Here is a 23,152-nt window from a genome sequence, read left to right as displayed (position 1 = left end):
TAATCTTTACTAGGGAGAGCGCATGACTCACCGACCTTCACAGCCGCGTGTCGATTCCCCGCGGTACCTCACCGAAGAACGCCTCGCCATCCGCGACCTGGCTCGCGAGTTCGCCATGAAGCAGGTCCTGCCGGTCGCCAACGAACTCGACCCGGTGCAGGGCACGATTCCCGACTCGCTGAAGCAGGCGATGGCCGACATCGGCTTCTTCGGAATCATGATCCCCGAGGAGCACGGCGGCCTGGGCCTGGGCGTGTTCGAGTACTGCCTGGTCGCAGAGGAGCTTTCGCGCGCCTGGATGAGCGTGTCGGGCCTGCTGGCCCGCGGGAACGGGATGGGCGGCGGTTTCACCATCGAGCAAGAAGCGGCGCTGCTGCCCAGGGTCGCACGCGGCGAGTACCTCGGCGCGTACGCACTGTCCGAGGCCGAGGCCGGATCGGACGTCGCGAACATCTCGTGCCGCGCGGTGCGTGACGGTGACGAGTGGGTGGTGAACGGCACCAAGATGTGGTGCACGTATGCCGACGACGCCGACTACCTCGTGCTGTTCGCCCGCACGGATCCGAACAAGGATCCCGCCAAGCCGCACCGCGGCATCAGCGCCTTCCTGCTCGAAAAGGAGCGGGGCTCGTTCCCCCGCGGCATTTCCGGGACCAAGGTCCGCAAGATCGGCTACTTCGGTTGGAGCACATGGGAGTTGTCTTTCGACAACTTCCGGGTTCCGGCCGACAAGATGCTCGGCGAGGAAGGCAAGGGCTTCTACCTCGCCGTGAGCGGTCTCGAGGTGGGCCGCGCCCACACCGCTGCTCGCGCGATCGGCCTGGCCCGCGCCGCCCTCGAGGACTCGATCGAGTACGTCCACACCCGACGCCAGTTCGGCAAGCCGATCGGCGACTTCCAGCATCTGCGGTTCAAGATCGCCAAGATGGCCGCAAACATCGAGGCGGCCCGCCAGCTCATGTACTCCGTCGCCACCGACATCGACACCGGTCGACGCTGCTCGCTCGAGGCCTCGATGGCCAAGCTCGTCGCCACCGAGATGGCCGAACAGGTCACCAGCGAGGCCGTGCAGATTCACGGCGGCGCCGGCTACACCACCGACTTCCAGGTCGAGCGGCACTGGCGTGATGCTCGTCTGACCAAGATCTTCGAAGGCACCAGCGAGATCCAGATGCGGATCATCTCCGACGAGCTGCTCGGTCGGGCCACGTCATGAGCATCGGCACAACCTCACGCGCCGTGCTCCGCGTCGGTACGCGGACGCAGAGCCGGTACGCGCGGGTCAACGCGCTGCTCGCCGAGTCCGACATCGCGCTGCCCGCGGGCAGCGCACTCCTGGGTCCCACCGTCGCCGAGCTGTTGACGCCGCGTCCCGGGTCCGCGTCGGCGGTGCGCGAGCGTCTCTCGTGGCGCGCGCACGATCCCATCGATCCCGACGACAGCGTCCGCACCGAGTCGGTGATCACGCAGGTAGCGGCGGACGGCGACACGGCCGTGGTGGTACGTCGGGTTGTCTTGCGGGACAATGTGAACACCCTGCGCGAAGAGATCGTCGAGACGTGGCGGGTTCGCGATGGCGACACCGCTCCCACCGTGCCCGCCACCGACTTCTGCACCGACCGATGGGGTGTGCTCGTGCGCGACTCCCTTGCGGCAGACCCTGACTTCGCCTCGTCCCTCGCGACGTGGGACGGGACGATCGGATTGCGCTGCGACGACCGTGAGATCCACCTACGCGTCTACCGCGGCCGGATCATCGACGTCACCCGGCGGACCCCGGGCGGCGCGACGTTCACCTTCATCGCGCCCGGACACACGTGGGTGGACCTGATGCTCGGTGAGCGCAACGACTTCATGCGCCGCGCCATCACAGGCGAATTCTCCTCCGCTGGAGATGGATACGAGTATCTGCGGCTGACCAAGCCGCTCAACATCGTCATCGCGCACGCTCGCGCGATCGCTCAGGAGGCACAGTCGTGATCGAAGCCCGCTACCTGACGATCGACTCTGCGCTGGGCTTCGTCGAGATCGTTCATCCGCCAGTCCGAACCGATGTGACCGACGAGGATGCACCGACGGTGTTGTGCATCCACACCGCCGGCCAGAGCGGTGCGCAGTGGCGTCACGTCGCTTCCGCGATCGCCGACAAGGGCTACCGAGTGATCGTGCCCGACCTGCCCGGCCACGGCCGATCGGAACCGGCCGCCGGAGGTCCGGTCGTCGATCTCGCGGTGTACGGCGACTGGCTGTGGAAGCTCCTCGACGCCCTCGACATCGAGCGCCCGTTCGTGATCGGCTGCTCGATCGGGGGGAAGCTGACGCTCGACCTCGCCACGCGACCCGAGCGCCCCCTGGCCGGCGCGATCGCCATGGCTGCCGAAGCCGGGCCGGGCCGGGTGAACGTGTCCGGCCTGCGACGGGAACTCGAGGACGTCGCCGGACCGTCCCGCGGCGAACGCACGTACCTCGGCACCCTCGCCTCGGTGGGCGACACCGTACCCGTCGACCGAGCCCGACTGATCGCGACCATGCACCGTCGCGAGGATCCGGTCATCTCGTCTTCCGACCTGATCGGCTGGGGTGGCCACGACGTCCGGGACCGCCTGTGCCTGACGACCTGCCCTGTGCACCTGGTTGCGGGAGAACAGGACCCGTGGATCACACCGGAGACCGTCAAGGCCGACGCGTCCCGCGTTCGCGGCGCCCGCTTCACACTGTTGGCCGGGATCGGCCACTATCCGATGGAGGAGGTCGAGAGCTTCGCCGACGTCGCGGCCGCATGGCTGAGCGAACTGGCGTCAGCGGCACGAGTGGAGGCCGCATCATGACCCGTGCAACTCTCGCGTCGTTCCTCGACGAGTTCGTCGCCGCGGCCCCGGAGGCGGCGGCGGCGATCGACCTGATCGGCACGAGCACCGTCACGAGTACCCGCGACCGGCTACGGACGCGTGTACGACTCCTCGAAGCCGAACTGGCCGAAGTCGGACTCGGGCGTGGTCAGTGCGTCGCGGTGTTCCTGCCCAACTGGTCCGACGCCCTGGTCTGGCAGTTCGCGGTGTCGGCGCTCGGAGCCCACGTCATCGGCATCAACACCCGCTACAACATCGGCGAGGTCGAGCACGTTCTCCGAGCCGCGCGGCCCGCCGTCGTGGCGGTTGCCGACAACTTCCATGGCCTCGACCTGTTCGGCACGCTCCGCCAGGCACTGTCGGCCACCGGCGGCGAAGTTGATCCCCCGGCCGTCGCGGTGGTGCCGGCACCCAGCCATGAACCTGCACGCCAGGCCGATTTCGACTCCACAGCATTCGATCTCGGCTCCGGATCGTGGCTTGCCGGTGGCGGACACACGCATACCGCGGCAGCGCCTTGCACACCTGCGACCGTGGCCGCGACTGCGGCGGGCCTCCTCGGTGCCCCGGATGACCCGTTGGCCGTCGCCTTCACCACCTCGGGTTCGACAGGCATCCCGAAGCTGGCCGCTCACAGGGAGTCAGCCGTAGTGGCGCATGCCCGTGCCGACGCCGCCGGGATGGGCATCGTCCCCGGCAACGTGACGCTGTGTGTGCTGCCGCTGTCCGGAGTGTTCGGCTTCAACACGGCGTTGGCGACCCTCGCGGGCGGCGGCGCCGTCCTCATGGTCGCGGTGTTCGATCCTGTCGCGACACTGCGCGCCATGGAGGCAGAACGGGTGTCGCACATCGTGGGCGGTGACGATCTCTACGGCAGGCTCCACGACACATGGCGAGACGTCCGCGCGGACCTGTCGTCACTCGAGTGGCTCGGCATCGCGGATTTCCTCGGACGCTCGCACGCGATCGCGCGCTGGGCGCGCGACGAGTTCGACGCCCTCACCACCGGCGTGTTCGGGTCGTCGGAGATGTTCGCGCTCATGCTCTTCTGGAACGCCGACGATCCGGAATCGGTGAGGTGGAACGGCGGTGGCCGGCCGGTGAGCCCGGAGATCTCGGTACGTATAGCCGACCCGTACGACGACTCCGTGCTGCCCTACGGTGAGCAGGGCGAACTCCAGGTCCGGGGGCCGAACGTCGTGGACGCGTACCTGGGCGATCGCGAGGCGGCAGCGCAGGCGTTCACGACGGACGGCTGGTTCCGCAGCGGCGATCTGGCGATCGCGACCGGCGACGGCGGGTTCACCTATGTGTGCCGCGCCGGGGACGCCCTGCGGCTGCGCGGTTTCCTCGTCGACCCCGCCGAGATCGAGACCCGTCTCGCCGCACACGCCGACGTACGGACCGCCAAGGTCGTGGGGATCACCGGGCCCGGAGGCTACGCCCAGGCGGTCGGGTTCGTCGTTCCCGCCGAGGATGCGACGGTCACGGCTGCCGACCTCAGGCAGTGGTGTGCGAACTCGCTGGCGCCATTCAAGGTGCCGTCGGCCGTTCACGTGATCGCGAAGATGCCCACCACCGTGGGCGGAAATGGCACCAAGATCCGAGCCGTCGAACTGCGCGAGTGGGCGCAACAGTGGACCGATCGTGAAAGGGATTTTCGCAGTGAGTAACTCAGCCACCGATATCGTCGTCTGCGAGCCGCTACGAACCCCAGTCGGGCGCTACGGCGGGGTCTTCCGCGACGTTCCCGCCGCCGACCTCGGCGCCCGAGTTGTCTCGGAGCTGGTGCGACGCACGGGGATTGACCCCGAGTCCGTCGACGACGTGATCTTCGGTCAGTGCTACCCCAACGGTGAGGCCCCGGCGATCGGCCGGGTCGCCGCGCTCGACGCCGGACTGCCCGCTACCGTGCCCGGCCAACAATTGGACCGGCGCTGCGGCTCCGGTCTGCAGGCGGTACTCGACGCGGCCATGCGCGTCCAGACCGGCGTCGCAGACCTGATCATCGCGGGCGGCGTCGAATCCATGAGCCGCGCCGAGTACTACACCGAGACCATGCGCTGGGGAGCCAAGGGCGGACCCGCGGCTCTCCACGACCGTCTGGCCCGCGGGCGCGTCACCGCCGGCGGCCGGAACCATCCGGTTCCCGGCGGCATGCTCGAGACCGCCGAGAACCTGCGTCGTACCTACGGCATCGGCCGGCAGGAGCAGGACGAGCTCGCCGTGACGTCCCATCGACGCGCGGTGGCGGCAATCGAGTCCGGGGTGTTCGCGGAGGAGATCGTGCCGGTCGACATCCCGGTCAGGGGCGGTACCGAGACAGTCACACGGGACGAGCACCCGCGCGCCGACACCACCATCGAGTCGCTCGCCCGGCTGCGGCCGGTCATGGCGAGGACCGACTCGAAGGCCACAGTCACCGCGGGCAACTCCAGCGGCCAGAACGATGGCGCGGCAGCCTGTCTCGTAGCGACGCGAGCCACTGCGGAGCGGCTGGGGCTGAATCCGCTCGCTCGCCTGGTCACATGGGCCGTTGCAGGCGTGCAGCCGTCGATGATGGGCATCGGCCCGGTCCCGTCGACGGCGCGCGCACTCGAGCGGGCCGGACTGGGCCTGTCGCAGATCGATCTGATCGAACTCAACGAGGCCTTCGCGGCACAGGCCCTCGCGTGTATGCGGGAATGGAACTTCGGTGCGGCCGATCACGAGCGCACCAACGTCAACGGATCCGGAATCTCGCTGGGGCACCCTGTCGGGGCCACCGGCGTGCGTATCCTCGCCACACTGTTGCGCGAGATGCAGCGCCGCGATGCGCGCTACGGCCTCGAGACGATGTGCATCGGCGGCGGGCAGGGACTGACCGCGATCTTCGAGAGGGTGTCATGACCGCACGGCCACTGGACGGTACCCGCGTCGTCGACATGTCGTCGTTCGTCGCCGGCCCCACCGCCGGGCGCATCCTCGCCGAACTCGGCGCCGAGGTGATCCGAGTCGATCCGATCTCCGGCGCCGTCGACGGCGCCCGCTGGCCCGTCACCGACGACGGCGTCAGCCTCTATTGGGCGGGCCTCAACCAGGCGAAGAAGTCGGTGACCGTGAACCTGCGCAGCGACGCCGGTCGCGAGTTCGTCACCGGCCTCGTCGCCGAGGCCGGAATCCTGTTGGAGAACGCGGCCCACGCGCGGTGGCTGGACAACGACGTCCTCGCCCAGCGCTGTCCCGATCTGATCCATCTGCACATCGAGGGTCACGCCGACGGCACACCCGCCGTCGACTACTCCGTCAACGCCGAGGTCGGGTTGCCACTCATGACGGGACCGCGGGGTTCCGACTCTCCCGTCAATCATGTTCTGCCCGCGTGGGATCTCCTGACCGGGCTGTACGCCGCACTCGGGCTGGTGACAGCGCTGCGCCGCCGCGAGCAGACCGGCGAGGGCGCGTATCTACAACTGGCACTGGGTGATGTCGCGCTGTCCACGGTCGCCAGCATGGGATGGGTCGCGGAGGCCGACCGGCGCGGCACCGGGCGCGCACGTCAGGGCAACGCCCTGTTCGGTAGCTACGGCGCCGACTTCCCAACCGCCGACGGCCGCGCTGTCATGGTCGTGGGCCTCACTGCCGGCCAGTGGCGGGCCCTCGTCGACGTCACCGACACCGCCGACGTCTTCGCCGCACTCGAACGCCACCGCGGGCTCGATCTGAGCGTGGAGGCCGATCGGTACGCGGCCCGGGACACGATCACCGCGGTCCTGTGCCCCTGGTTCGAGTCCCGCACACTCGGACAGATCGCGACCGAGTTCGACGGCACTCGCGTTCTGTGGAGCCCGTACCGCACCCTCGCCGAGGTAGCCACCGATCTCCGCCACATCGCGGACGAGGTCGTCGTGCAGGAGGTCGACCAGCCTGGCATCGGAGCCATGCTGACCTCACGCTCCCCGCTCCGCTGGTCCGGTGTGTACACCGACGCCGCGCCGGCACCGGCATCCGGAGCACACACCCGGCAGATCGCCGCGGCTGCCGGACTGGACGACGCCGCCATCGACGCCCTCGTGGACGCGGGCGTGCTCGGTGACCCGGAGGCGACGTGAGCCAACCGACGACACCGATCCGGCGCCGATGTGCCCTGGTCGCCCCGGGCTCGGACGAACGCAAGATCGCCAAGGCCCTCGAATCGACTGCCGACGAGGTGGTACTCGACCTGGAAGACGCGGTCACGCCCGCGCGTAAGGCCGAGGCACGGGTCCTCGTGTGCCGGATCGTCAGCGAGCACCGGAGCGATCGAACGGTCACCGTCCGCGTCAACGGCCTCGGGACGGCGTGGGCGCTGGACGACCTCAGCGCGGTCGGGATGCTCGACGGCGTCGGAATCGTGCTGCCGAAGGTCGACGACGCCGACGACCTGATCACCGCCGACCGGCTGCTCACCGAACTCGGCTCGACTGCCCGGCTGCAGGCCCTGATCGAGACTCCGCGGGGAGTCCGGTCGATCGACGAGATCTGCAGCGCCACCGATCGACTCGAGACCGTCGTGATCGGGTACGCCGATCTGGGAGCCGAACTGGGCCGAGGTGACGGATACGTGCCCGAGCGTTGGCTCCACGTCCAGGATCGCGTCCTGATCGCCGCCCGCGCCAACGGCATCCAGGCGGTCGACGGACCGTACCTGTCCATAGCCGACGACGTCGACTTCCGGGCAGCGGCGCAGTGGACCCGCGATCTCGGGTTCGACGGAAAGTGGGTCATCCATCCCCAGCAGGTCGGAGCGGCTACCGAGATCTTCACGCCCTCGAGCAAGGCCGTCGAACGCGCCCGCCGCGTTCTCGATGCCATGGTCGAGGCCGAGGCCGCCGGGGCCGGTGCCGCACAACTCGACGGTCAGATGCTCGACGAGGCGGTCGCAGTGGCCGCCCGACGCGTACTCGCACAGATCGGAGGCTGACGACATGACCGGACCACTCTTCGTCGGGGGGCCCTACTTCGACGAGTTGACCCTTGGCACGGTGTTCGACACCGCGCCCGGCGTCACGCTCACCGAGGGACTCTCCGCCGCGCATCAGGCGATTCTCGGCGACCGGATGCGGCTGGCTCTCGACGCCCACCTGTCGCGCGCGGTCACCGGCGCGCCGACTGCGGTCGCGAATCCGGGTCTGGTGTGCGACATCGCCATCGGGCAGTCGACGCTGGCCACGCACCACGTGAAGGCCAACCTCTTCTACCGAGGGCTCCGCTTCCACCGGTTCCCGCATCTCGCCGACACCTTGTACACGCGGACGGAGGTGGTGGGTCTACGGGAGAACTCGGCACGTCCAGGTCGGCGGCCCACCGGTCTCGCAGCGCTGCGGATGACGACGACCGACCAGGAAGGTCGGACCGTCCTCGACTTCTATCGGTGCGCCATGTTGCCGTTGAGCGACGACCCCGACCCGGAACGGGTCGTTCACGCCGCCGACCTGTCGTCGATCGGGCCGTCCGACGCTCCAACGTGGTCGGTCCCGGAGGGCTGGGACCTGGCCGCCTATCGGGAAAGGGTCGCCGGTCAGCACTTCTCCCCCGACCTGGTGGGCACGGAGTTCGCTGTCAGCAGTGACGTCGTCACCAGTGCACCCGAACTCGCGCGGATGAGCCTGAACATCGCCGCCGTCCACCACGACGAGCGAATCGCCGGATCCCGTCTGGTGTACGGGGGGCACACGATCGGCATCGCACTCGCGCAGGCGACTCGGGCCCTCCCGAATCTGGTGACCGTACTCGGTTGGCGCTCATGCGATCACACCGGACCGGTGCAGGAAGGCGACATTCTCACGAGCACGTTGCGGGTTGTGCGCGCCGACCCGGTCGGTGACGCGTGGGCTGTCCAGTTGCGCTCCTTGGTGCACGCTCACGGTTCCGCGGGTGCCGACCGGCCGGTACTTGATTGGGAATTCACCGCGCTGATGACCTGAATCGTTCCCCACAACAGACGAAGCGTCCCTTCATCGGACCGCTCCCCGAAAGATGAAGGGAACCTTCAGCTGTCGGCGCTCTCGAGAATCGCCTTGGCGTTCTCGAGGTTGCTGCGCACGTCGCGGGCATACATCTTGACCACGACGGCGTCGGCGAACTTGAAGAGACCCGACCCGGCGTCCGCCTTCTGCCGAAATGTCACCTGGGTCGCACCGTCCCCGTCGCTCGCGAAGTCGATTTCGCGGTCGTATCCGATCTTCGATTCCTTCGACCGGATCCGCAGCACCTTGTTCTCCTGGTAATCGGAGAGTTCCTCGGTCGCGTGGATCCGGACGCCCGCGACACGCACGGTCACGTCCATCACCGCGCCGACCTCGTTCGGCGCCCCGGAGAGCACCTTGTACTCGATTACGTTGCTACTCCATTCGGGAAGATTGTCGGGATTGGTCATATATCGGAAGACCTCGGGGAGCGGCCGATCGATAACAACCGTCTCGCTCGTCTCGAGTGTTCTGGCCATGGATCTCACATCCTCGACTACACGACTGGTCGGCGCACATCGCCACATCCGATCCGTCACGGACGAATACGGAAGCGAGCAAGGCAAAGGCACCAACCCGGCACGCGGACAACCGATCCGGTCACACGCCCGATGCGCGCTGGAAACCGCGGGTCCGACACGCGCCTGCCCCAATCGTAACCCGGCCGGACCCGCATTTGAAGGCGTCGGGATCCACGCCGGATACACGAAGGGCCCCTGCCTCCCACGCCGGAAGCGCGTGCGACAGGGACCCTTCGATCTCCCCCTCCCCCTGAGGTGGTCTCCTACAACCAGATTTCCTCGCCGGCGGTCCAGCCGACACCGGCGCATCGACGGAGTTCACGGTCCGACGCAGTCTCGCCCCGCACGACTACCCCGCGGGGAGGACGAACGTGTCGTTGACGAAGCGCTCGGCACGGCCGGAGAAGGCGACGCCGGTCGCGGTGTCGCCACCGAGGATCCGCTGAACGACACTTCCCTCCGGAGCCGTCACCGTCCCGACGCCCACCGCAGGCTGGTCGATCGTCATGTTCGCATTCGTGGTGACCACGTTGCGGCCCTGCGCATCCCGGGTCCACAGCTTGTAGACAATCCCCGGGTTCGGTACCCGCACCCCGTCGGGCAGCAGGGTCGGTGTCAGCTGTGCTGCAGCGGAGGTCGGCGCGAGATCGCCGCCGGCCGTCGCGGACGCGCGCCGAGCGAGTCGGCCGGGTGCGCCGAGGTCGAGCGTGATGTCGGCGAGTTCGCTTCGGTAGCCGACGCCGGACTTGAATTCGGACAGCAACGCGTTCGTGTCCAACTGCGAGAGCATGTAGATGTTCTCGGCAACGACCTCGCCCAGTCGCGGCGACGCGATCGCCGCCGGTGGCTCGACCGACAGCGCGGCCTCGGACAGGTGGAACCGGCCGATCTCGGTTCCGTTCACGTTCGCATCCGCACAGGTCGAAGTCTCGATCAGCATCGTCGGCATCGCGGCGAGGACGAATCCCGCCGGGAGCAACGCGCGGGCCCGCTCCGCCTGCATCGCGTCGAGTGGGATCGTGACACCGAGATTGGTACACGATCGCGCCTCCACGACCCCCACATGCGTTGCACCCGCTGCCGCCGAATCGGCAGCAGCGGGCGCAACGAACACCAAGGGAAGTGCAAGTGCGCTGATCACGCCCCGCGTCAACATCTTTCGTCGCACACGAGACACATGCACTGCGTTCCGCCTTCCTGTCGCGACACCTACAGCCAGGTGTCCTCGCTGGCCGTGGTGAGGAACGCCTCGAGGTCGTCCCGCCACTTCGCCGGCACGGTCTTGTCCGGCTCGATGCCGGTGTACTGACCGCGGTAGAACAGCAGTGGCCGCTCGGTCTTGATCTCACTCATCGAGTGGACCCGGCCGAACACCACGAAGTGGTCGCCGCCGTCGTGCACGGTCTCCACCGTGCAATCCATGTGCGCGAGCGAGCCGTCGAGGATCGGCGACCCCAACGGTGAAGGCGTCCAGTCGATCCCGGCGAACTTGTCGGGCTCACGAGAACCGAACCGCGCGCAGGTGTCCTGCTGCTCCTCGGCGAGGACGTTGACGCAGAACCGGCCCGACCGCTCGATCGCCGCCCACGACCGCGATGCCTTCGTGGGGCAGAACAGCACGAGCGGAGGATCGAGCGACAGTGCCGCGAACGACTGGCACGCGAACCCGACGGGGGCGTCGTCGTCGACGGTCGTGATGATCGTGACGCCGGTGCAGAACTGCCCGAGGACGTTGCGGAACTGGCGCGGATCGATCTCCGTGCCGGTCCCCACCCCGGACGTCTCGTTGGCGGACATTACTTGAACCCCACCGTGAAGTCGTGTCCCCACAGGCTCACGGCGGTGCTCTCCTTCGCGATCCACTTGTCGTCCTCGACCTCGAGTCCCTCGCACCCGAACTCGACGTCGAAGCCGCCCGGCGTCTTCATGTAGAACGACAGCATCAGGTCGTTCACATGGCGACCCAGCGTCGCCGACATCTTCACGTTCTTGCGCAGGGCGCGATCCAGGCAGAGGCCGACGTCGTCGGAGTTCTCCACCTCGACCATGAGATGCACGATCCCCGTGGGGTTCGGCAGCGGCGCGAACGCGAGGCTGTGGTGACGCGGGTTGCAGCCGAGGAAGCGCAGCCACGCCGGCTCGCCGTCCGCCGGACGCCCGACGACCTGCGGAGGCAGTCGCATCGAGTCGCGCAGCTTGAACCCGAGCACGTCACGGTAGAACTCGAGGTCCGCCTCGTCGTCCTTGGTCGCGAGCACCACGTGCCCGAGACCCTGCTCGCCGGTGACGAACTTGTGCCCGTACGGGCTCACGATGCGACGGTGCTGCAGGGCGACGGTGTGGAAGATCTCCAGGCGGGAACCGGAGGCGTCGCGGCACTTGATGAACTCGACGACGTTGCGCTCGGCCGCCTCCTCCTTGGTGCCCTCCTCGAACTCCCAGTCGGCCTTGGCCAGGCGCTCGCGGATCTCCTGCAGGCCTTCGGCGTTCGCACATTCCCAGCCGGCCGAGTAGAGCCCGTCGCGCTCACCGGGAACGATGACCAGGCGCGCCGGGTAGTCGTCCATGCGCAGGTACAGGTTGTCCGGGTTGGTGCCCTTGCCCTCGATCATGCCGAGCACCTTGAGGCCGTACTCGCGCCACGCGGCCATGTCGGTCGCCTCGATACGCAGGTACGCCAGCGAACGGATACTCATCAGTTGCCCCCTTCTCGGGCGGAGCCTCGGGCAATGTCACTGTCGGAGAGGAAGTCGCTCGCGAGCCGGTTGAACTCGTCGAACTTCTCGAGCTGCGCCCAGTGTCCGCAGCCACCGAAGACGTGCAGTTGCACCCGCGGAATCATCTTGAGCGCCACCAGCGCACCGTCGATCGGGTTGACCCGGTCCTCGCGGCCCCAGATCAGCAGCACCCGCTGACGCAGCTTGTAGGCGTCGCGCCACAGCATGCCCAGCTCGAACTCGGAGCTCGAGAACGACTTGCCCATCGCCTTCGCCGCCGCGAGCGACTCCGGCGTGCTGGCCGCCGCGAACCGCTCGTCGATCAGCGCGTCGGTGATGAGGTTCTGATCGAACACCATGATGCGCAGGAACGCCTCGAGGTTCTCCCGCGTCGGCTGGTAGCTGAACTTGCCGAGGTTCTTGACGCCCTCGGTCGGGTCCGGCGCGAACAGGTTGACGCTCAGCCCGCCCGGTCCCATGAGCACGAGCCGGCCGGCCCGATCCGGGTAGTCCAGCGCGAACCGCACGGCCGCACCGCCTCCGAGCGAATTGCCCAGCAGGTGAACGCGTTCGGTGATGCCGATCGTGTCGAGCAGATCCTTCAGTGCCGACGCGCTGTGCCGGAAGTACTGCGGATGCTCGGTCGGCTTGTCGGACTTGCCGTAGCCGGGCTGGTCGACCGCGATCACGTGGAACTGCTGCGCCAGGACGGGAATGTTCCTGGCGAAGTTGGACCACGACGACGCGCCCGGCCCACCGCCGTGCAGCAGGACGATCGTCGGCCCGTTGCCGACGCCCGCCTCGTGGTAGTGCAGCTTCAGGTCCGGACGGACCTGCGCGAAACGTGACGTCGACTCGTAGGTGAGTTCGTCGGTTGCCGTCATCTCTCGCCCCTAGACCATCGTGTCGGTGAGCGGCAGACCGAACTCGGCACCACCGAACATCACGTACGCGCGCTCGGCATCGTTGGCCGCGTGCACCCGGCCGGCGTGCGCATCACGCCAGAAACGCTGGATCGGCGTGCCGTTCGCGAGGGCGGTGGCACCCGAGTTCTCGAACAGCAGGTCGATCGACGCGATCGCGCGGCCGGTGGCACGAACCTGGTCACGACGGGCGCGCAGGCGCAGCTCCATCGGAATGTCCTCGCCGGCAAGGAGATGCGCGTACTCGTCGGCGACGTTGCCGGACAGCTGACGCCACGCGGCGTCGATGTCGCTGGACGCCTCGGCGATGCGGATCTTGGCGAACGGGTCGTCCTTGGCCTTCTCGCCGGCGTAGGCCGCGCGCACGCGCTTGCCCTGATGCTCGACGTGTGCGGCGTACGCGCCGTACGCCATGCCGACGATCGGGGTCGAGATCGTCGTGGGATGGATGGTGCCCCACGGCATCTTGTAGAGCGGAGCGGTGTTCTGCTGCAGACCCGGAGCGGTGAGGTCACTCATCGCCTTGAAGCTCAGGAAGCGGTGGCGCGGCACGAAGACGTCCTTGACGACGACGGTGTTGCTGCCGGTGCCCTTGAGCCCGACGACGTTCCACACGTCGTCGATCTCGTAGTCCTCACGCGGGATCAGGAAGCTGCCGAAGTCGACCGGGCGGCCGTCCTTGATGACCGGTCCACCGACGACGACCCACGTCGCGTGGTCGCTGCCGGACGACCAGGCCCACGCGCCGTTGACCTTGTAGCCGCCGTCGACGACCTCGCCGGCACCCATCGGCGCGTACGACGACGAGATCCGGACGTCGGTGTCCTTGCCCCAGACGTCCTCCTGGGCCTGCTGGTCGAACAGCGCCAGGTGCCAGTTGTGGATGCCGAGGATGCCGGCGACCCAGCCGGTCGACCCACAGGCGCTCGCGATGTTGCGCACCGCGGTGTAGAAGGTGACGGGATCGGCCTCGATGCCGCCCCACTGCTTGGGCTGCACCAGCCGGAAGAAGCCGGTCTCCTGCAGAGCCTTGATGGACTCGTCGGGGATGCGGCGAAGATCCTCGGTCTCCTGCGCGCGTTCACGCAGCACCGGCAGTAGCGCGTCGATCCGCTGCATCACCTCGCGGCTGTCATGGTCACCCACTGGACGCTCCCGTCTGTAATCGATGTTCACTTGTTCCTGAGACTAGAACACGTTCTCTTCCATGTCGAGGAAACGTGAATTCCACTGGTAATCGGTAGTCGGTGCCGATACCAGGCACGCGAAATCTAGCGGAATCTCGCGAAGTTCTATAACGTGTTCTACCAACAGCTAGAAGGGATGTGAGGTACTGATGGCGCAGATTCGTGAGATCGATGTGGGAGCTCCGCAGACGCGTTTCGCACGCGGTTGGCACTGCATCGGCCTGGAGAGCGAATTCCTCGACGGCAAGCCGCACGCGGTGGAGGCGTTCGGCACCAAGCTGGTCGTGTTCGCCGACAGCCAGAACAAGCTCCACGTGCTCGACGCGTACTGCCGGCACATGGGTGGCGATCTGAGCCAGGGCGAGATCAAGGGCGACTCGGTCGCGTGTCCGTTCCACGACTGGCGCTGGGGCGGCAACGGCAAGTGCACCGACATCCCCTACGCCCGCCGAGTGCCGCCGATCGCGCGGACCCGCTCGTGGATCACGCTGCAGGAGAACAAGCAGCTGTTCGTGTGGAACGACCCCGAGGGCAACCCGCCGCCGGACGACGTCACGATCCCGCACCTGCCGCAGGTCTTCACCGACGAGTGGACCGACTGGAAGTGGAACCGCATCCTCGTCGAGGGTTCCAACTGCCGCGAGATCGTCGACAATGTCGTGGACATGGCGCACTTCTTCTACGTCCACTTCGGGTTCCCGAAGTACTTCAAGAACGTCTTCGAGGGCCACGTCGCGACGCAGTACCTGCAGAACCACGGCCGGCCCGACGTCGGGAACATGGGCACCCAGTACGGCGAGTCCATCCTGGACTCGGAGGCGTCGTACTTCGGTCCGTCGTACATGGTGAACTGGCTGCACAACAACTACAGCGGCTACAAGGTCGAGAGCCTGCTGATCAACTGCCACTACCCGGTCACGCAGGACTCGTTCATGCTCATGTACGGCGTCAGCGTGGAGAAGCCCAAGGGCCTGGACGACGCCACCAGCGACAAGCTGGCGAGCAAGTTCACCCAGGGTGTGGCGATGGGCTTCGAGCAGGACGTCGCGATCTGGAAGAACAAGACCAAGATCGAGAACCCGCTCCTGTGCGAGGAGGACGGCCCGGTCTACCAGCTGCGTCGCTGGTACGACCAGTTCTACGTCGACGTCGCCGAGGTCGACGAGAAGTCGACGCAGCGCTTCGAGTTCGAGATCGACACCACCAAGGCCGTCGAGGCGTGGCAGCGCGAGGTCGACGCGAACCTGGCACGTCAGGCAGCCGAGAAGGACGCCGCCGAGGCCGCCGATCACAAGACGGGGGTGTGACATGACCTCGACCTGGGCCAAGGCCCCGAACTACGCAGACAGCCCGGCCCGGGTCGAGGCCGTCCGCGCACAGACCGCGGCCGATCTGCACTCGTACCTCGAGGAGGGGCTCCACGAGGTGCAGTGCCGCGCATGCGGAACCTGCGTTCTCGTTCGCAAGAACAGCTACAAGCACACCAGCATCCAGTGGCAGGCCGACCCGGCGGAGGTGTGTCCGGAATTCACCGGATCCGGCGGCCGGACCGGGTCGCGGCAGACCTGCCCGCGTCTGCTGAACAGCATCAACCACGCAGTGATGGAGGGCATCCTCGAGGTGCGCGACACACAGTCGTAGTGGGTGTGGGGGGAGGCAGGAGAAGGGGCGCGCATCCGGCGGATGCGCGCCCCTTCTTCGTCGGTCCGGGTGCGGGACTAGCGGTTCGCGGCCTCGCGCTGCAGCTCGAGCGCGATGTCGATGAGCTGGTCCTCCTGGCCGCCGACGAGCTTGCGCTTGCCGGCCCGCACCAGCATCTCCGCGGCGGAGACGCCGTAGCGCTCGGCCTGCAGTTCGGCGTGCTTGAGGAAGCTCGAGTACACGCCCGCGTAGCCCATCATCAGCGCCTGCCGGTCGAGCAGGCACTCCGACGGCATCGTGGGGCGCACGACGTTCTCCGCGGCCTCGGCGATCGCGAAGAAGTCGATCCCGGTCTTCACCCCGATCTTGTCGAACACTGCGACGAGCGCCTCCACCGGCGCGTTACCGGCGCCGGCCCCGAAACGCCGGGTGCTGCCGTCGATCTGCTCGGCTCCCGCCCGGACGGCCGCGATCGAGTTCGCCACGCCCAGGCCCATGTTCTCGTGCCCGTGGAAGCCGACCTGCGCGTCCCTGCCGAGTTCCTGGACCAGCGCCTCCACCCGCTCGGAGACCTGCTCGAGTACGAGCGCTCCGGCCGAGTCGACGACGTACACGCACTGGCAGCCGGCGTCGGCCATGATGCGGGCCTGCTCCGCGAGCTTCTCCGGTGGGACGGTGTGCGCCATCATCAGGAAGCCGACGGTCTCGAGACCGCGGTCGCGGGCCAGCCCGAAGTGCTGGATCGAGACGTCCGCCTCGGTGCAGTGCGTGGCGATGCGACAGATCGACGCGCCGTTGTCCTGTGCCGCGACGATGTCCTCCTTCACGCCGACGCCGGGCAGCATCAGGAACGCGATCTTCGCCCGCTTCGCCGTGCCGACGGCGATCTTGATCAGTTCCTGCTCGGGGGTCTTCGAGAAGCCGTAGTTGAACGACGAGCCGCCGAGGCCGTCGCCGTGGGTCACCTCGATGACGGGCACGCCGGCCCCGTCCAGGGCGGTGACGATGTCCCGCACCTCCGCACCGGTGAACTGGTGTCGCTTGTGGTGCGATCCGTCGCGGAGCGAGGTGTCGGTGATGCGGATGTCCCACGCGCTGTCGAAGTGGATGCTGCCGGGCAGGTTCGCCGTTTCGGCGCCGCTGTTGCTCATGTCGCTCACGCCTCCACGCTCAGAAGCTGTCGGGCGATCTCCTCGCCGACCCTGGTGGCCGCCGCGGTCATGATGTCGAGGTTGCCCGCGTACGGCGGCAGGAAGTCGCCCGCACCCTCTACCTCGACGAAGGTGGTGACGGTGGCGTGCCCGCCCGACACGACGGTCGGGTCGCCGAACTGCGGCTCGTTGAGCAGTCGGTAGCCGGGCACGTACTGCTGGATGTCGGCGACCACCCGGTGGATCGACTCGGTGATCGCGGCCCGGTCGGCGTCCTCGGGGATGGCGCAGAAGATGGTGTCGCGCATGATCATCGGCGGATCCGCCGGGTTGAGGATGATGATGGCCTTGCCGCGGCGGGCGCCACCGATCACCTCCACGCCGCGACTGGTGGTCTTGGTGAACTCGTCGATGTTCGCGCGCGTACCGGGTCCGGCGGACACCGACGCGACCGACGCGACGATCTCCGCGTAGGGCACGTCGACGACGCGGGAGACCGCGTACACGATCGGAATCGTGGCCTGACCCCCGCACGTGATCATGTTGACGTTCGGGGCGTCGAGGTGCTCGCGCAGGTTCGCCGGCGGCACGACGGCCGGGCCGACCGCGGCCGGGGTGAGATCGATTGCGCGGATCCCGTGTTCGGCGTACCTGGGGGCGGCGTCACGGTGCACGTACGCGGACGTCGCCTCGAAGATCATGTCGGGCTTCTCGGCCCGGTTCAGCAACCAGTCGACGCCCTCGGCCGACGTCTCGAGCCCCATCTTCCGGGCCCGCGCGAGGCCCTCGCTGGCGGGATCGATGCCGAGCATCCAGCGCGGCTCGAGCCATCGGGATCTCTGCAACTTGTAGAGCAGGTCCGTGCTGATGTTGCCGGAACCCACGATCGCGACACTTGCCTTCGTCATGTGAACTCCTACTCGAACCGCAGGATTTCCGCGACGAGCACGGACGAACACAGGCACCACGACGAAAACTGCAACCCGTGTTCGTTTGCCAACGTCACGGTCGGACGCTCCCGGCCATACTTACTGGCAGAAAGCATGGACTGGCAGCCCCCCCATTCTATAACGTGTTCTACATGAGCAAGCAGGAATACGACATCATCGTCGTCGGTAGCGGTGCTGCCGGTATGACCGCCGCCCTGACCGCCGCGCACCAGGGCCTGAGCGTGGTCGTCATCGAGAAGGCAGCCCACTACGGCGGCTCGTCCGCACGGTCGGGCGGAGGTGTCTGGATCCCGAACAACGAGGTGCTCCAGCGTGACGGCGTCACCGACACCACCGACGCGGCCCGCACCTATCTGCACAGCATCATCGGCGACGTCGTCGCCCCGGAGAAGATCGACACCTACATCGATCGCGGCCCGGAGATGCTCTCGTTCGTGCTGAAGAACAGCGCGCTGGAACTGCAGTGGGTGCCGAACTACTCGGACTACTACCCGGAGGCGCCCGGCGGACGGCTCGGCGGTCGCTCGGTCGAGCCGACCCCGTTCGACGGCAACCGTCTCGGCGACGACCGCAAGAACCTCGAGCCGGACTACGTGAAGGCACCCAAGAACTTCGTCATCACGCAGGCCGACTACCGCTGGCTCAACCTGCTGATGCGCAACCGCCGCGGCCCGCTGCGTGCGATGAAGGTCGGCATGCGATTCCTGGTCGCGAAGGCACGCGGCAAGGACCTGCTCGTGCGCGGCCAGGCGCTGATGGCCGGTCTCCGGATCGGTCTGCGCGACGCCGGTGTCCCGATCCTGCTGAACACGCCGCTGACCGATCTGGTCACCGAGGGTGACGTCGTGCGCGGCGTGAAGGTGCTCGTCGACGGCGAGGAGCAGATCATCCACGCCCGCCACGGCGTCGTCCTGGGCTCCGGCGGCTTCGAGCACAACGACGAGATGCGCAAGAAGTACCAGCGCGCCCCGATCGGTACGGAGTGGACCGTGGGCGCCAAGGCCAACACCGGCGACGGCATCGCCGCGGGCCAGAAGCTCGGCGCGGCAGTCGACTTCATGGACGACGCGTGGTGGGGTCCGTCGATCCCGCTCACCGGCGGACCGTGGTTCGCGCTGTCCGAGCGGACGCTGCCCGGCTGCATCATGGTCAACACCAGCGGTAAGCGGTTCGGCAACGAGGCCGCCCCGTACGTCGAGGCCGTCCACACGATGTACGGCGGCGAGTACGGCCAGGGCGAGGGCCCGGGCGAGAACATCCCCACCTGGATGATCCTCGACCAGCGCTACCGCAACCGGTACACCTTCGCCGGCATCACCCCCCGCTCGCCGTTCCCGGGCCGCTGGCTCAAGGCCGGAATCATCGTCAAGGCCGGCACCATCGCGGAGCTGGCGGAGAAGACGGGCCTGCCCGTCGACGCCCTCACCGAGACGGTGGAGCGGTTCAACGGCTTCGCGCGCAACGGCAAGGACGAGGACTTCGGTCGCGGCGACAGCGGATACGACCACTACTACGGCGATCCGCGCCTGAAGAACCCCAGCCTCGCCGAGATCGGCAAGGCGCCGTTCTACGCGATCAAGATGGTCCCGGGCGACCTCGGCACCAAGGGCGGCATCGTCACCGACGTCAACGGCCGCGCGCTCCGCGAGGACGGCTCCGTGATCGCCGGCCTCTACGCCGCGGGCAACTGCAGCTCCCCGGTCATGGGCCACACCTACGCCGGCCCCGGCGCGACGATCGGTCCCGCGATGACGTTCGCGTACCTCGCAGTGCTCGACATCGCCGACCGCGCCCGTGCCGCTGCGGAATCCGTGACGAACTGACAGGAGACAGACCAGTGCCCATCGATCCGTCGATCGCGATCGGAGCCGAGCTCCCCGCGCAGGAGTTCTCCTGGACACCGTCCGACGTGCAGCTCTACCACCTCGGCATCGGTGCGGGCTCCCGCCCGCTCGATCCGAGCGAGCTGCGCTACCTCGACGACGCCAAACCACAGGTGCTGCCCACGTTCGCGACGGTGGTGGCGAACATCCACGCGACCGAGGCGCCGCGCGTGTCGTTCCCGGGCGTCGAGATCGACCTCGCCAAGGTCGTCCACGGTAGCCAGGAAGTGACCGTGCACCAGCCGATTCCGGCCAGCGGGTCGGCGCGGACCACCACCCGGATCGCGGAGGTCTGGGACAAGGGCAAGGCCGCAGTGATCGTCCAGGAGTCCTCGACCGCGGCGCTCGACGGATCACCGCTGTGGACGGCGCGGTCGTCGATCTTCGCCCGTGGTGAGGGCGGTTTCGGAGGCGAACGCGGGCCGTCGGAGTCCGTCGCGCTCCCCGACCGTGCGCCCGACGCGGAGGTGCTCTCACCGGTCCTCCCGCAGCAGGCGCTGCTCTACCGCATGTGCGGAGATCGCAATCCTCTCCATTCGGATCCCGCATTCGCCTCCGCAGCAGGCTTCCCTGCGCCTATCCTGCATGGGCTGTGCACATACGGAATCGTGTGCAAGGCGGCAACCGATACCGTCCTCGACGGTGATGCCGATCGGGTCAAGGGATTTCGGGCCCGGTTCGCCGGTGTGGTATATCCCGGCGAGACACTTCGGACACGGATCTGGCGCGAGAGCGACCGGTTGCTGCTTTCGGCAACGGTTCCCGAGCGCAACGATTCACCGGCCCTGGCGGACGTCGTGCTCACCGTCGCCTAGCGGACGCCCAGCCGAATAGCTGTACCGGTCGGGTCGACGTGCTCGTCGACCCGACCGGACATAACTGCACCCTTTTCTGTTTCCCCCTCACACCCTTGGAGTACACGAATGACGTCAATCGACGAGCAGCCCCGGCTGTCGCGGCGAGGATTCCTCGCTGCGGGTGCCGGTGCTCTGGCGGCCGGTGCTGTGGTCGGCGGCTGGACCCCCGCGTTCGCAGTCCCCGCAGGCTCTCTCGGATCCCTGGGTGCCGGCTCCTCCGGCTCCCTCGGATCTCTGGGTTCGGGCGCCCCGCTCCCCCCGCCGCCGAACTTCCCGGAAGACATCTCGCTCTTCCAGCAGGCGTACCAGAACTGGTCCAAGGAGATCATGCTGGACGCGACCTGGGTGTGCTCGCCGAAGACGGCGGACGACGTCGTGCGGCTCGTCAACTGGGCGCACGAGAACGGCTACAAGATCCGTCCCCGCGGCGCGATGCACGGCTGGACGCCGCTGACGGTCGTCAACGGCTCCAACGTCGAAAAGGTGATCCTCGCCGACACCATGACGCACCTGAACAGCGTCAGCGTGAATGCCGGCGGCTCGCCGGCGACCGTCACCGCGGGCGCGGGCGCGAGCATCGACGCGATCGTGACCGAACTGCAGAAGCACAACCTGGGCTGGGCCAACCTGCCGGCTCCGGGTGTGCTGTCGATCGCCGGCGCGCTCGCCGTCAACGCCCACGGCGCGGCACTGCCCGCCGAGGGTGCAGAAACGTTGCCGGGCCATACCTACGGCTCGCTGAGCAACCTCGTCACCGAACTCACCGCGGTGGTGTGGAACGGCACCACGAACAAGTACGAGCTGAAGACCTACCGCCGCAACGATCCCGGCATCCTGCCGCTGCTCACCAACCTGGGTCGCTGCTTCCTGACCTCGGTGACGATGCAGGCCGGTCCCAACTTTCGTCTGCGGTGCCAGAGCTACACCGACATCCCCTGGGAAGAGCTGTTCGCGGAGAAGGGCGCGTCGGGCCGGACGTTCGAAAGCTTCGTCGCCGCGTCCGGTGGCGCCGAGGCGATCTGGTACCCCTTCACCGACAAGCCGTGGATGAAGGTCTGGACGGTCACGCCGGACAAGCCGGAGGGGAACGGCAGCTCCGGCTCGTCCGGTTCGCTGGGCTCGCTCGGCTCGCTCGCGGGCAAGCCTGCGCAGTCGCGTGCGGTCGACGGCCCCTACAACTACGTGTTCTCCGACAACCTCCCGGAGGCGCTCACCGACATACTCGGCGCGATGAACGCCGGAAACCCCGCGATGGCGCAGCAGTTCGGTCCGCAGATGTACGAGATCACCAAGCTCGGTCTGGCCGCGACGAACTCCAGCGACATCTGGGGCTGGTCGAAGGACGTCCAGTTCTACATCAAGCCCACGACGCTGCGCCTCACCGAGGGCGGCGGCGCCGTCGTCACGAGCCGAGCCAACATCGCTACCGTGATCCACGACTTCACGCAGTGGTTCAACGGCCGCATCGAGCACTACCGCAGCCTGGGCCAGTTCCCGCTGAACGGGCCTGTCGAGATCCGCTGCTGCGGCCTCGACAAGCCTGAGGACGTCAAGGTGGACTCGGCCGGCTCGCCGACCATCGCAGCGACCCGTCCGCGTCCCGATCATTCCGACTGGGACGTCGCCATCTGGCTGAACGTTCTCGGCGTTCCGGGCACCCCCGGCATGTTCGAGTTCTACCGGGAGATGGAGCAGTGGATGCGCGGGCACTACAACAACAACGCCGCCACGTTCCGTCCCGAGTGGTCGAAGGGCTGGGCGTTCGGCCCCAACCCGTACACCGACGACAACATCGTCAGGAACGGGATGCGGGCCACCTACATGGAAGGCGTCCAGAACGTCCACAACTGGGACACCGCCAACGCGCGGTACAACGAGCTCGACCCGCACCGGATCTACTCGAACGAGTTCATGGACAAGCTGCTTCCGCCCTCGTAACCCGAGCTGATCCTGCACCGACGCCGGTGGCGCCGCGCACACAACGCGCAGGCGCCACCGGCGTCGTCGTGTCCACGCGTGACCCTCCGTCGGCGTACCGTCGGAAGTGATCGGTGACAGACGCGAACGAGGGAGTGCTGTCATGACATCGAGCAATCCGGACCCGGTTCCTCCCCCGCCTCCTCCCGGCCCGTCGGAACCCGCGCCACCCCCTCCGCCTCCCCCGCCGCCGGCTGCCCCGCAGCAGGCCCCCGGACCGCCTTCGAGCAACGCCGGATGGGCGGTCGCCGCGCTGGTCGCATTCTGGCCGCTCGCATTCGCGGCGTTCAGCAACGCGTTCGAGGTGTACCCGCGGTGGGCCCGCGGCGACTACGCCGGTGCCCAATACGCGTCCGACCGCGTCCGCAAGCTCGGTCAGCTGTCACTGTGGATCCTCGGCGGCATCCTCGTGTTGCTCGCAATCGCCTACATCGTGATGGCCGCGGTGTGGATCTCGCACGGCGGGTACGACGACAACTGGCACCACCACGGGAGGGGCTGGTAGTCGC

22 protein-coding genes are annotated in these 23,152 nt (G+C 67.7%); 14 read left to right on the top strand and 8 right to left on the bottom strand.

The features are described from left to right. Positions 1 to 22 precede the first annotated feature (22 nt). From EGT67_RS18960 to EGT67_RS18925, 8 genes are read left to right on the top strand one after another with little or no spacing between them, the layout of a single operon-like run. On the top strand, positions 23 to 1,216 hold the full coding sequence (locus EGT67_RS18960) for an acyl-CoA dehydrogenase family protein (protein WP_127917641.1): 1,194 nt from the start codon (positions 23 to 25) through the stop codon (positions 1,214 to 1,216). Beyond that, positions 1,213 to 1,980 (top strand): hypothetical protein, encoded by a 768-nt coding sequence (locus EGT67_RS18955; RefSeq protein ID WP_127917640.1) that lies wholly within the window; start codon positions 1,213 to 1,215, stop codon positions 1,978 to 1,980. Before EGT67_RS18960 ends, EGT67_RS18955 begins: the two co-directional genes overlap by 4 nt. Next, entirely contained in the window at positions 1,977 to 2,828 is an 852-nt protein-coding gene (locus EGT67_RS18950) for an alpha/beta fold hydrolase (RefSeq protein WP_127917639.1), read from the top strand. The genes EGT67_RS18955 and EGT67_RS18950 overlap by 4 nt, the downstream gene beginning before the upstream one ends. Further along, the gene (locus tag EGT67_RS18945) at positions 2,825 to 4,522 is read left to right on the top strand and encodes an AMP-binding protein (RefSeq protein ID WP_127917638.1); all 1,698 of its coding nucleotides are present in this window, start codon (positions 2,825 to 2,827) and stop codon (positions 4,520 to 4,522) included. The genes EGT67_RS18950 and EGT67_RS18945 overlap by 4 nt, the downstream gene beginning before the upstream one ends. Then, entirely contained in the window at positions 4,515 to 5,738 is a 1,224-nt protein-coding gene (locus EGT67_RS18940) for an acetyl-CoA C-acetyltransferase (RefSeq protein ID WP_241566119.1), read from the top strand. The genes EGT67_RS18945 and EGT67_RS18940 overlap by 8 nt, the downstream gene beginning before the upstream one ends. After that, on the top strand, positions 5,735 to 6,940 hold the full coding sequence (locus tag EGT67_RS18935; RefSeq protein WP_127917636.1) for a CoA transferase: 1,206 nt from the start codon (positions 5,735 to 5,737) through the stop codon (positions 6,938 to 6,940). The genes EGT67_RS18940 and EGT67_RS18935 overlap by 4 nt, the downstream gene beginning before the upstream one ends. After that, positions 6,937 to 7,791, top strand: a complete 855-nt coding sequence (locus EGT67_RS18930) for an HpcH/HpaI aldolase/citrate lyase family protein (RefSeq protein ID WP_241566118.1) — start codon at positions 6,937 to 6,939, stop codon at positions 7,789 to 7,791. The genes EGT67_RS18935 and EGT67_RS18930 overlap by 4 nt, the downstream gene beginning before the upstream one ends. Before the next feature lie 4 nt (positions 7,792 to 7,795). Continuing rightward, positions 7,796 to 8,794 (top strand): MaoC family dehydratase, encoded by a 999-nt coding sequence (locus EGT67_RS18925; protein ID WP_127917635.1) that lies wholly within the window; start codon positions 7,796 to 7,798, stop codon positions 8,792 to 8,794. 65 nt (positions 8,795 to 8,859) lie between these two features. On the opposite strand, the gene EGT67_RS18920 is transcribed toward EGT67_RS18925, so the two are convergent. The 6 genes from EGT67_RS18920 to hsaA form a co-directional block, all read right to left on the bottom strand. Beyond that, a complete protein-coding gene (locus EGT67_RS18920; RefSeq protein WP_127917634.1) occupies positions 8,860 to 9,315 on the bottom strand; it encodes an SRPBCC family protein in 456 nt (151 codons plus the stop codon). Between the two features lie 391 nt (positions 9,316 to 9,706). Then, positions 9,707 to 10,411, bottom strand: coding sequence for a hypothetical protein (locus tag EGT67_RS18915; RefSeq protein WP_127917633.1), 705 nt, complete (start codon positions 10,409 to 10,411; stop codon positions 9,707 to 9,709). A gap of 155 nt (positions 10,412 to 10,566) precedes the next feature. Beyond that, positions 10,567 to 11,154: a 3-hydroxy-9,10-secoandrosta-1,3,5(10)-triene-9,17-dione monooxygenase reductase subunit gene (hsaB, locus tag EGT67_RS18910; RefSeq protein WP_127917632.1), complete on the bottom strand. Its 588-nt coding sequence runs from the start codon at positions 11,152 to 11,154 to the stop codon at positions 10,567 to 10,569. Beyond that, positions 11,154 to 12,053: an iron-dependent extradiol dioxygenase HsaC gene (gene hsaC / locus EGT67_RS18905; protein ID WP_127917631.1), complete on the bottom strand. Its 900-nt coding sequence runs from the start codon at positions 12,051 to 12,053 to the stop codon at positions 11,154 to 11,156. Before hsaC ends, hsaB begins: the two co-directional genes overlap by 1 nt. Beyond that, a complete protein-coding gene (gene hsaD / locus EGT67_RS18900) occupies positions 12,053 to 12,958 on the bottom strand; it encodes a 4,5:9,10-diseco-3-hydroxy-5,9,17-trioxoandrosta-1(10),2-diene-4-oate hydrolase (protein WP_127917630.1) in 906 nt (301 codons plus the stop codon). The genes hsaC and hsaD overlap by 1 nt, the downstream gene beginning before the upstream one ends. Before the next feature lie 9 nt (positions 12,959 to 12,967). Then, positions 12,968 to 14,143, bottom strand: a complete 1,176-nt coding sequence (gene hsaA, locus EGT67_RS18895) for a 3-hydroxy-9,10-secoandrosta-1,3,5(10)-triene-9,17-dione monooxygenase oxygenase subunit (RefSeq protein ID WP_127917629.1) — start codon at positions 14,141 to 14,143, stop codon at positions 12,968 to 12,970. Positions 14,144 to 14,333: 190 nt separating this feature from the next. On the opposite strand from hsaA, the gene EGT67_RS18890 reads away from it, so the two are divergent. Together EGT67_RS18890 and EGT67_RS18885 are read left to right on the top strand one after the other, a co-directional pair. After that, positions 14,334 to 15,491: a 3-ketosteroid-9-alpha-monooxygenase, oxygenase component gene (locus EGT67_RS18890; protein ID WP_127917628.1), complete on the top strand. Its 1,158-nt coding sequence runs from the start codon at positions 14,334 to 14,336 to the stop codon at positions 15,489 to 15,491. 1 nt (position 15,492) lies between these two features. Next, positions 15,493 to 15,825, top strand: a complete 333-nt coding sequence (locus EGT67_RS18885; RefSeq protein ID WP_127917627.1) for a hypothetical protein — start codon at positions 15,493 to 15,495, stop codon at positions 15,823 to 15,825. 77 nt (positions 15,826 to 15,902) lie between these two features. Here the strand turns inward: EGT67_RS18885 and dmpG are convergent, their stop codons facing one another. Continuing rightward, entirely contained in the window at positions 15,903 to 16,976 is a 1,074-nt protein-coding gene (gene dmpG / locus EGT67_RS18880) for a 4-hydroxy-2-oxovalerate aldolase (RefSeq protein ID WP_127917749.1), read from the bottom strand. A gap of 5 nt (positions 16,977 to 16,981) precedes the next feature. Then, positions 16,982 to 17,884, bottom strand: a complete 903-nt coding sequence (locus tag EGT67_RS18875) for an acetaldehyde dehydrogenase (acetylating) (protein ID WP_127917626.1) — start codon at positions 17,882 to 17,884, stop codon at positions 16,982 to 16,984. A 173-nt stretch (positions 17,885 to 18,057) separates the two neighbouring features. On the opposite strand from EGT67_RS18875, the gene kstD reads away from it, so the two are divergent. The 4 genes from kstD to EGT67_RS18855 all read left to right on the top strand — a co-directional run bounded on the left by kstD (position 18,058) and on the right by EGT67_RS18855 (position 23,148). Next, positions 18,058 to 19,749, top strand: a complete 1,692-nt coding sequence (gene kstD, locus EGT67_RS18870) for a 3-oxosteroid 1-dehydrogenase (RefSeq protein ID WP_206612436.1) — start codon at positions 18,058 to 18,060, stop codon at positions 19,747 to 19,749. 14 nt (positions 19,750 to 19,763) lie between these two features. Next, positions 19,764 to 20,624, top strand: a complete 861-nt coding sequence (locus EGT67_RS18865; protein ID WP_127917624.1) for a MaoC/PaaZ C-terminal domain-containing protein — start codon at positions 19,764 to 19,766, stop codon at positions 20,622 to 20,624. Between the two features lie 108 nt (positions 20,625 to 20,732). Next, positions 20,733 to 22,604: a cholesterol oxidase substrate-binding domain-containing protein gene (locus EGT67_RS18860; RefSeq protein ID WP_127917623.1), complete on the top strand. Its 1,872-nt coding sequence runs from the start codon at positions 20,733 to 20,735 to the stop codon at positions 22,602 to 22,604. Between the two features lie 142 nt (positions 22,605 to 22,746). Continuing rightward, the gene (locus EGT67_RS18855) at positions 22,747 to 23,148 is read left to right on the top strand and encodes a CD225/dispanin family protein (RefSeq protein WP_127917622.1); all 402 of its coding nucleotides are present in this window, start codon (positions 22,747 to 22,749) and stop codon (positions 23,146 to 23,148) included. Positions 23,149 to 23,152 lie beyond the last annotated feature (4 nt).

The organism is Prescottella agglutinans (assembly GCF_004011865.1).
GTDB classification, from domain to species: Bacteria; Actinomycetota; Actinomycetes; order Mycobacteriales; family Mycobacteriaceae; genus Prescottella; species Prescottella agglutinans.
Note: the sequence above shows the minus strand (reverse complement) of the source record. Positions and strands in the feature narration are given on the sequence as shown.

Coding starts and splice junctions, on each gene's coding strand:
- EGT67_RS18960 (WP_127917641.1), top strand. CDS start 23: ATGACTCACCGACCTTCACAGCCGCGTGTCGATTCCCCGCGGTACCTC.
- EGT67_RS18955 (WP_127917640.1), top strand. CDS start 1,213: ATGAGCATCGGCACAACCTCACGCGCCGTGCTCCGCGTCGGTACGCGG.
- EGT67_RS18945 (WP_127917638.1), top strand. CDS start 2,825: ATGACCCGTGCAACTCTCGCGTCGTTCCTCGACGAGTTCGTCGCCGCG.
- EGT67_RS18935 (WP_127917636.1), top strand. CDS start 5,735: ATGACCGCACGGCCACTGGACGGTACCCGCGTCGTCGACATGTCGTCG.
- EGT67_RS18925 (WP_127917635.1), top strand. CDS start 7,796: ATGACCGGACCACTCTTCGTCGGGGGGCCCTACTTCGACGAGTTGACC.
- EGT67_RS18920 (WP_127917634.1), bottom strand. CDS start 9,315: ATGGCCAGAACACTCGAGACGAGCGAGACGGTTGTTATCGATCGGCCG.
- hsaB (WP_127917632.1), bottom strand. CDS start 11,154: ATGTCCGCCAACGAGACGTCCGGGGTGGGGACCGGCACGGAGATCGAT.
- hsaC (WP_127917631.1), bottom strand. CDS start 12,053: ATGAGTATCCGTTCGCTGGCGTACCTGCGTATCGAGGCGACCGACATG.
- hsaD (WP_127917630.1), bottom strand. CDS start 12,958: ATGACGGCAACCGACGAACTCACCTACGAGTCGACGTCACGTTTCGCG.
- EGT67_RS18890 (WP_127917628.1), top strand. CDS start 14,334: ATGGCGCAGATTCGTGAGATCGATGTGGGAGCTCCGCAGACGCGTTTC.
- EGT67_RS18885 (WP_127917627.1), top strand. CDS start 15,493: ATGACCTCGACCTGGGCCAAGGCCCCGAACTACGCAGACAGCCCGGCC.
- dmpG (WP_127917749.1), bottom strand. CDS start 16,976: ATGAGCAACAGCGGCGCCGAAACGGCGAACCTGCCCGGCAGCATCCAC.
- EGT67_RS18875 (WP_127917626.1), bottom strand. CDS start 17,884: ATGACGAAGGCAAGTGTCGCGATCGTGGGTTCCGGCAACATCAGCACG.
- kstD (WP_206612436.1), top strand. CDS start 18,058: ATGAGCAAGCAGGAATACGACATCATCGTCGTCGGTAGCGGTGCTGCC.
- EGT67_RS18860 (WP_127917623.1), top strand. CDS start 20,733: ATGACGTCAATCGACGAGCAGCCCCGGCTGTCGCGGCGAGGATTCCTC.
- EGT67_RS18855 (WP_127917622.1), top strand. CDS start 22,747: ATGACATCGAGCAATCCGGACCCGGTTCCTCCCCCGCCTCCTCCCGGC.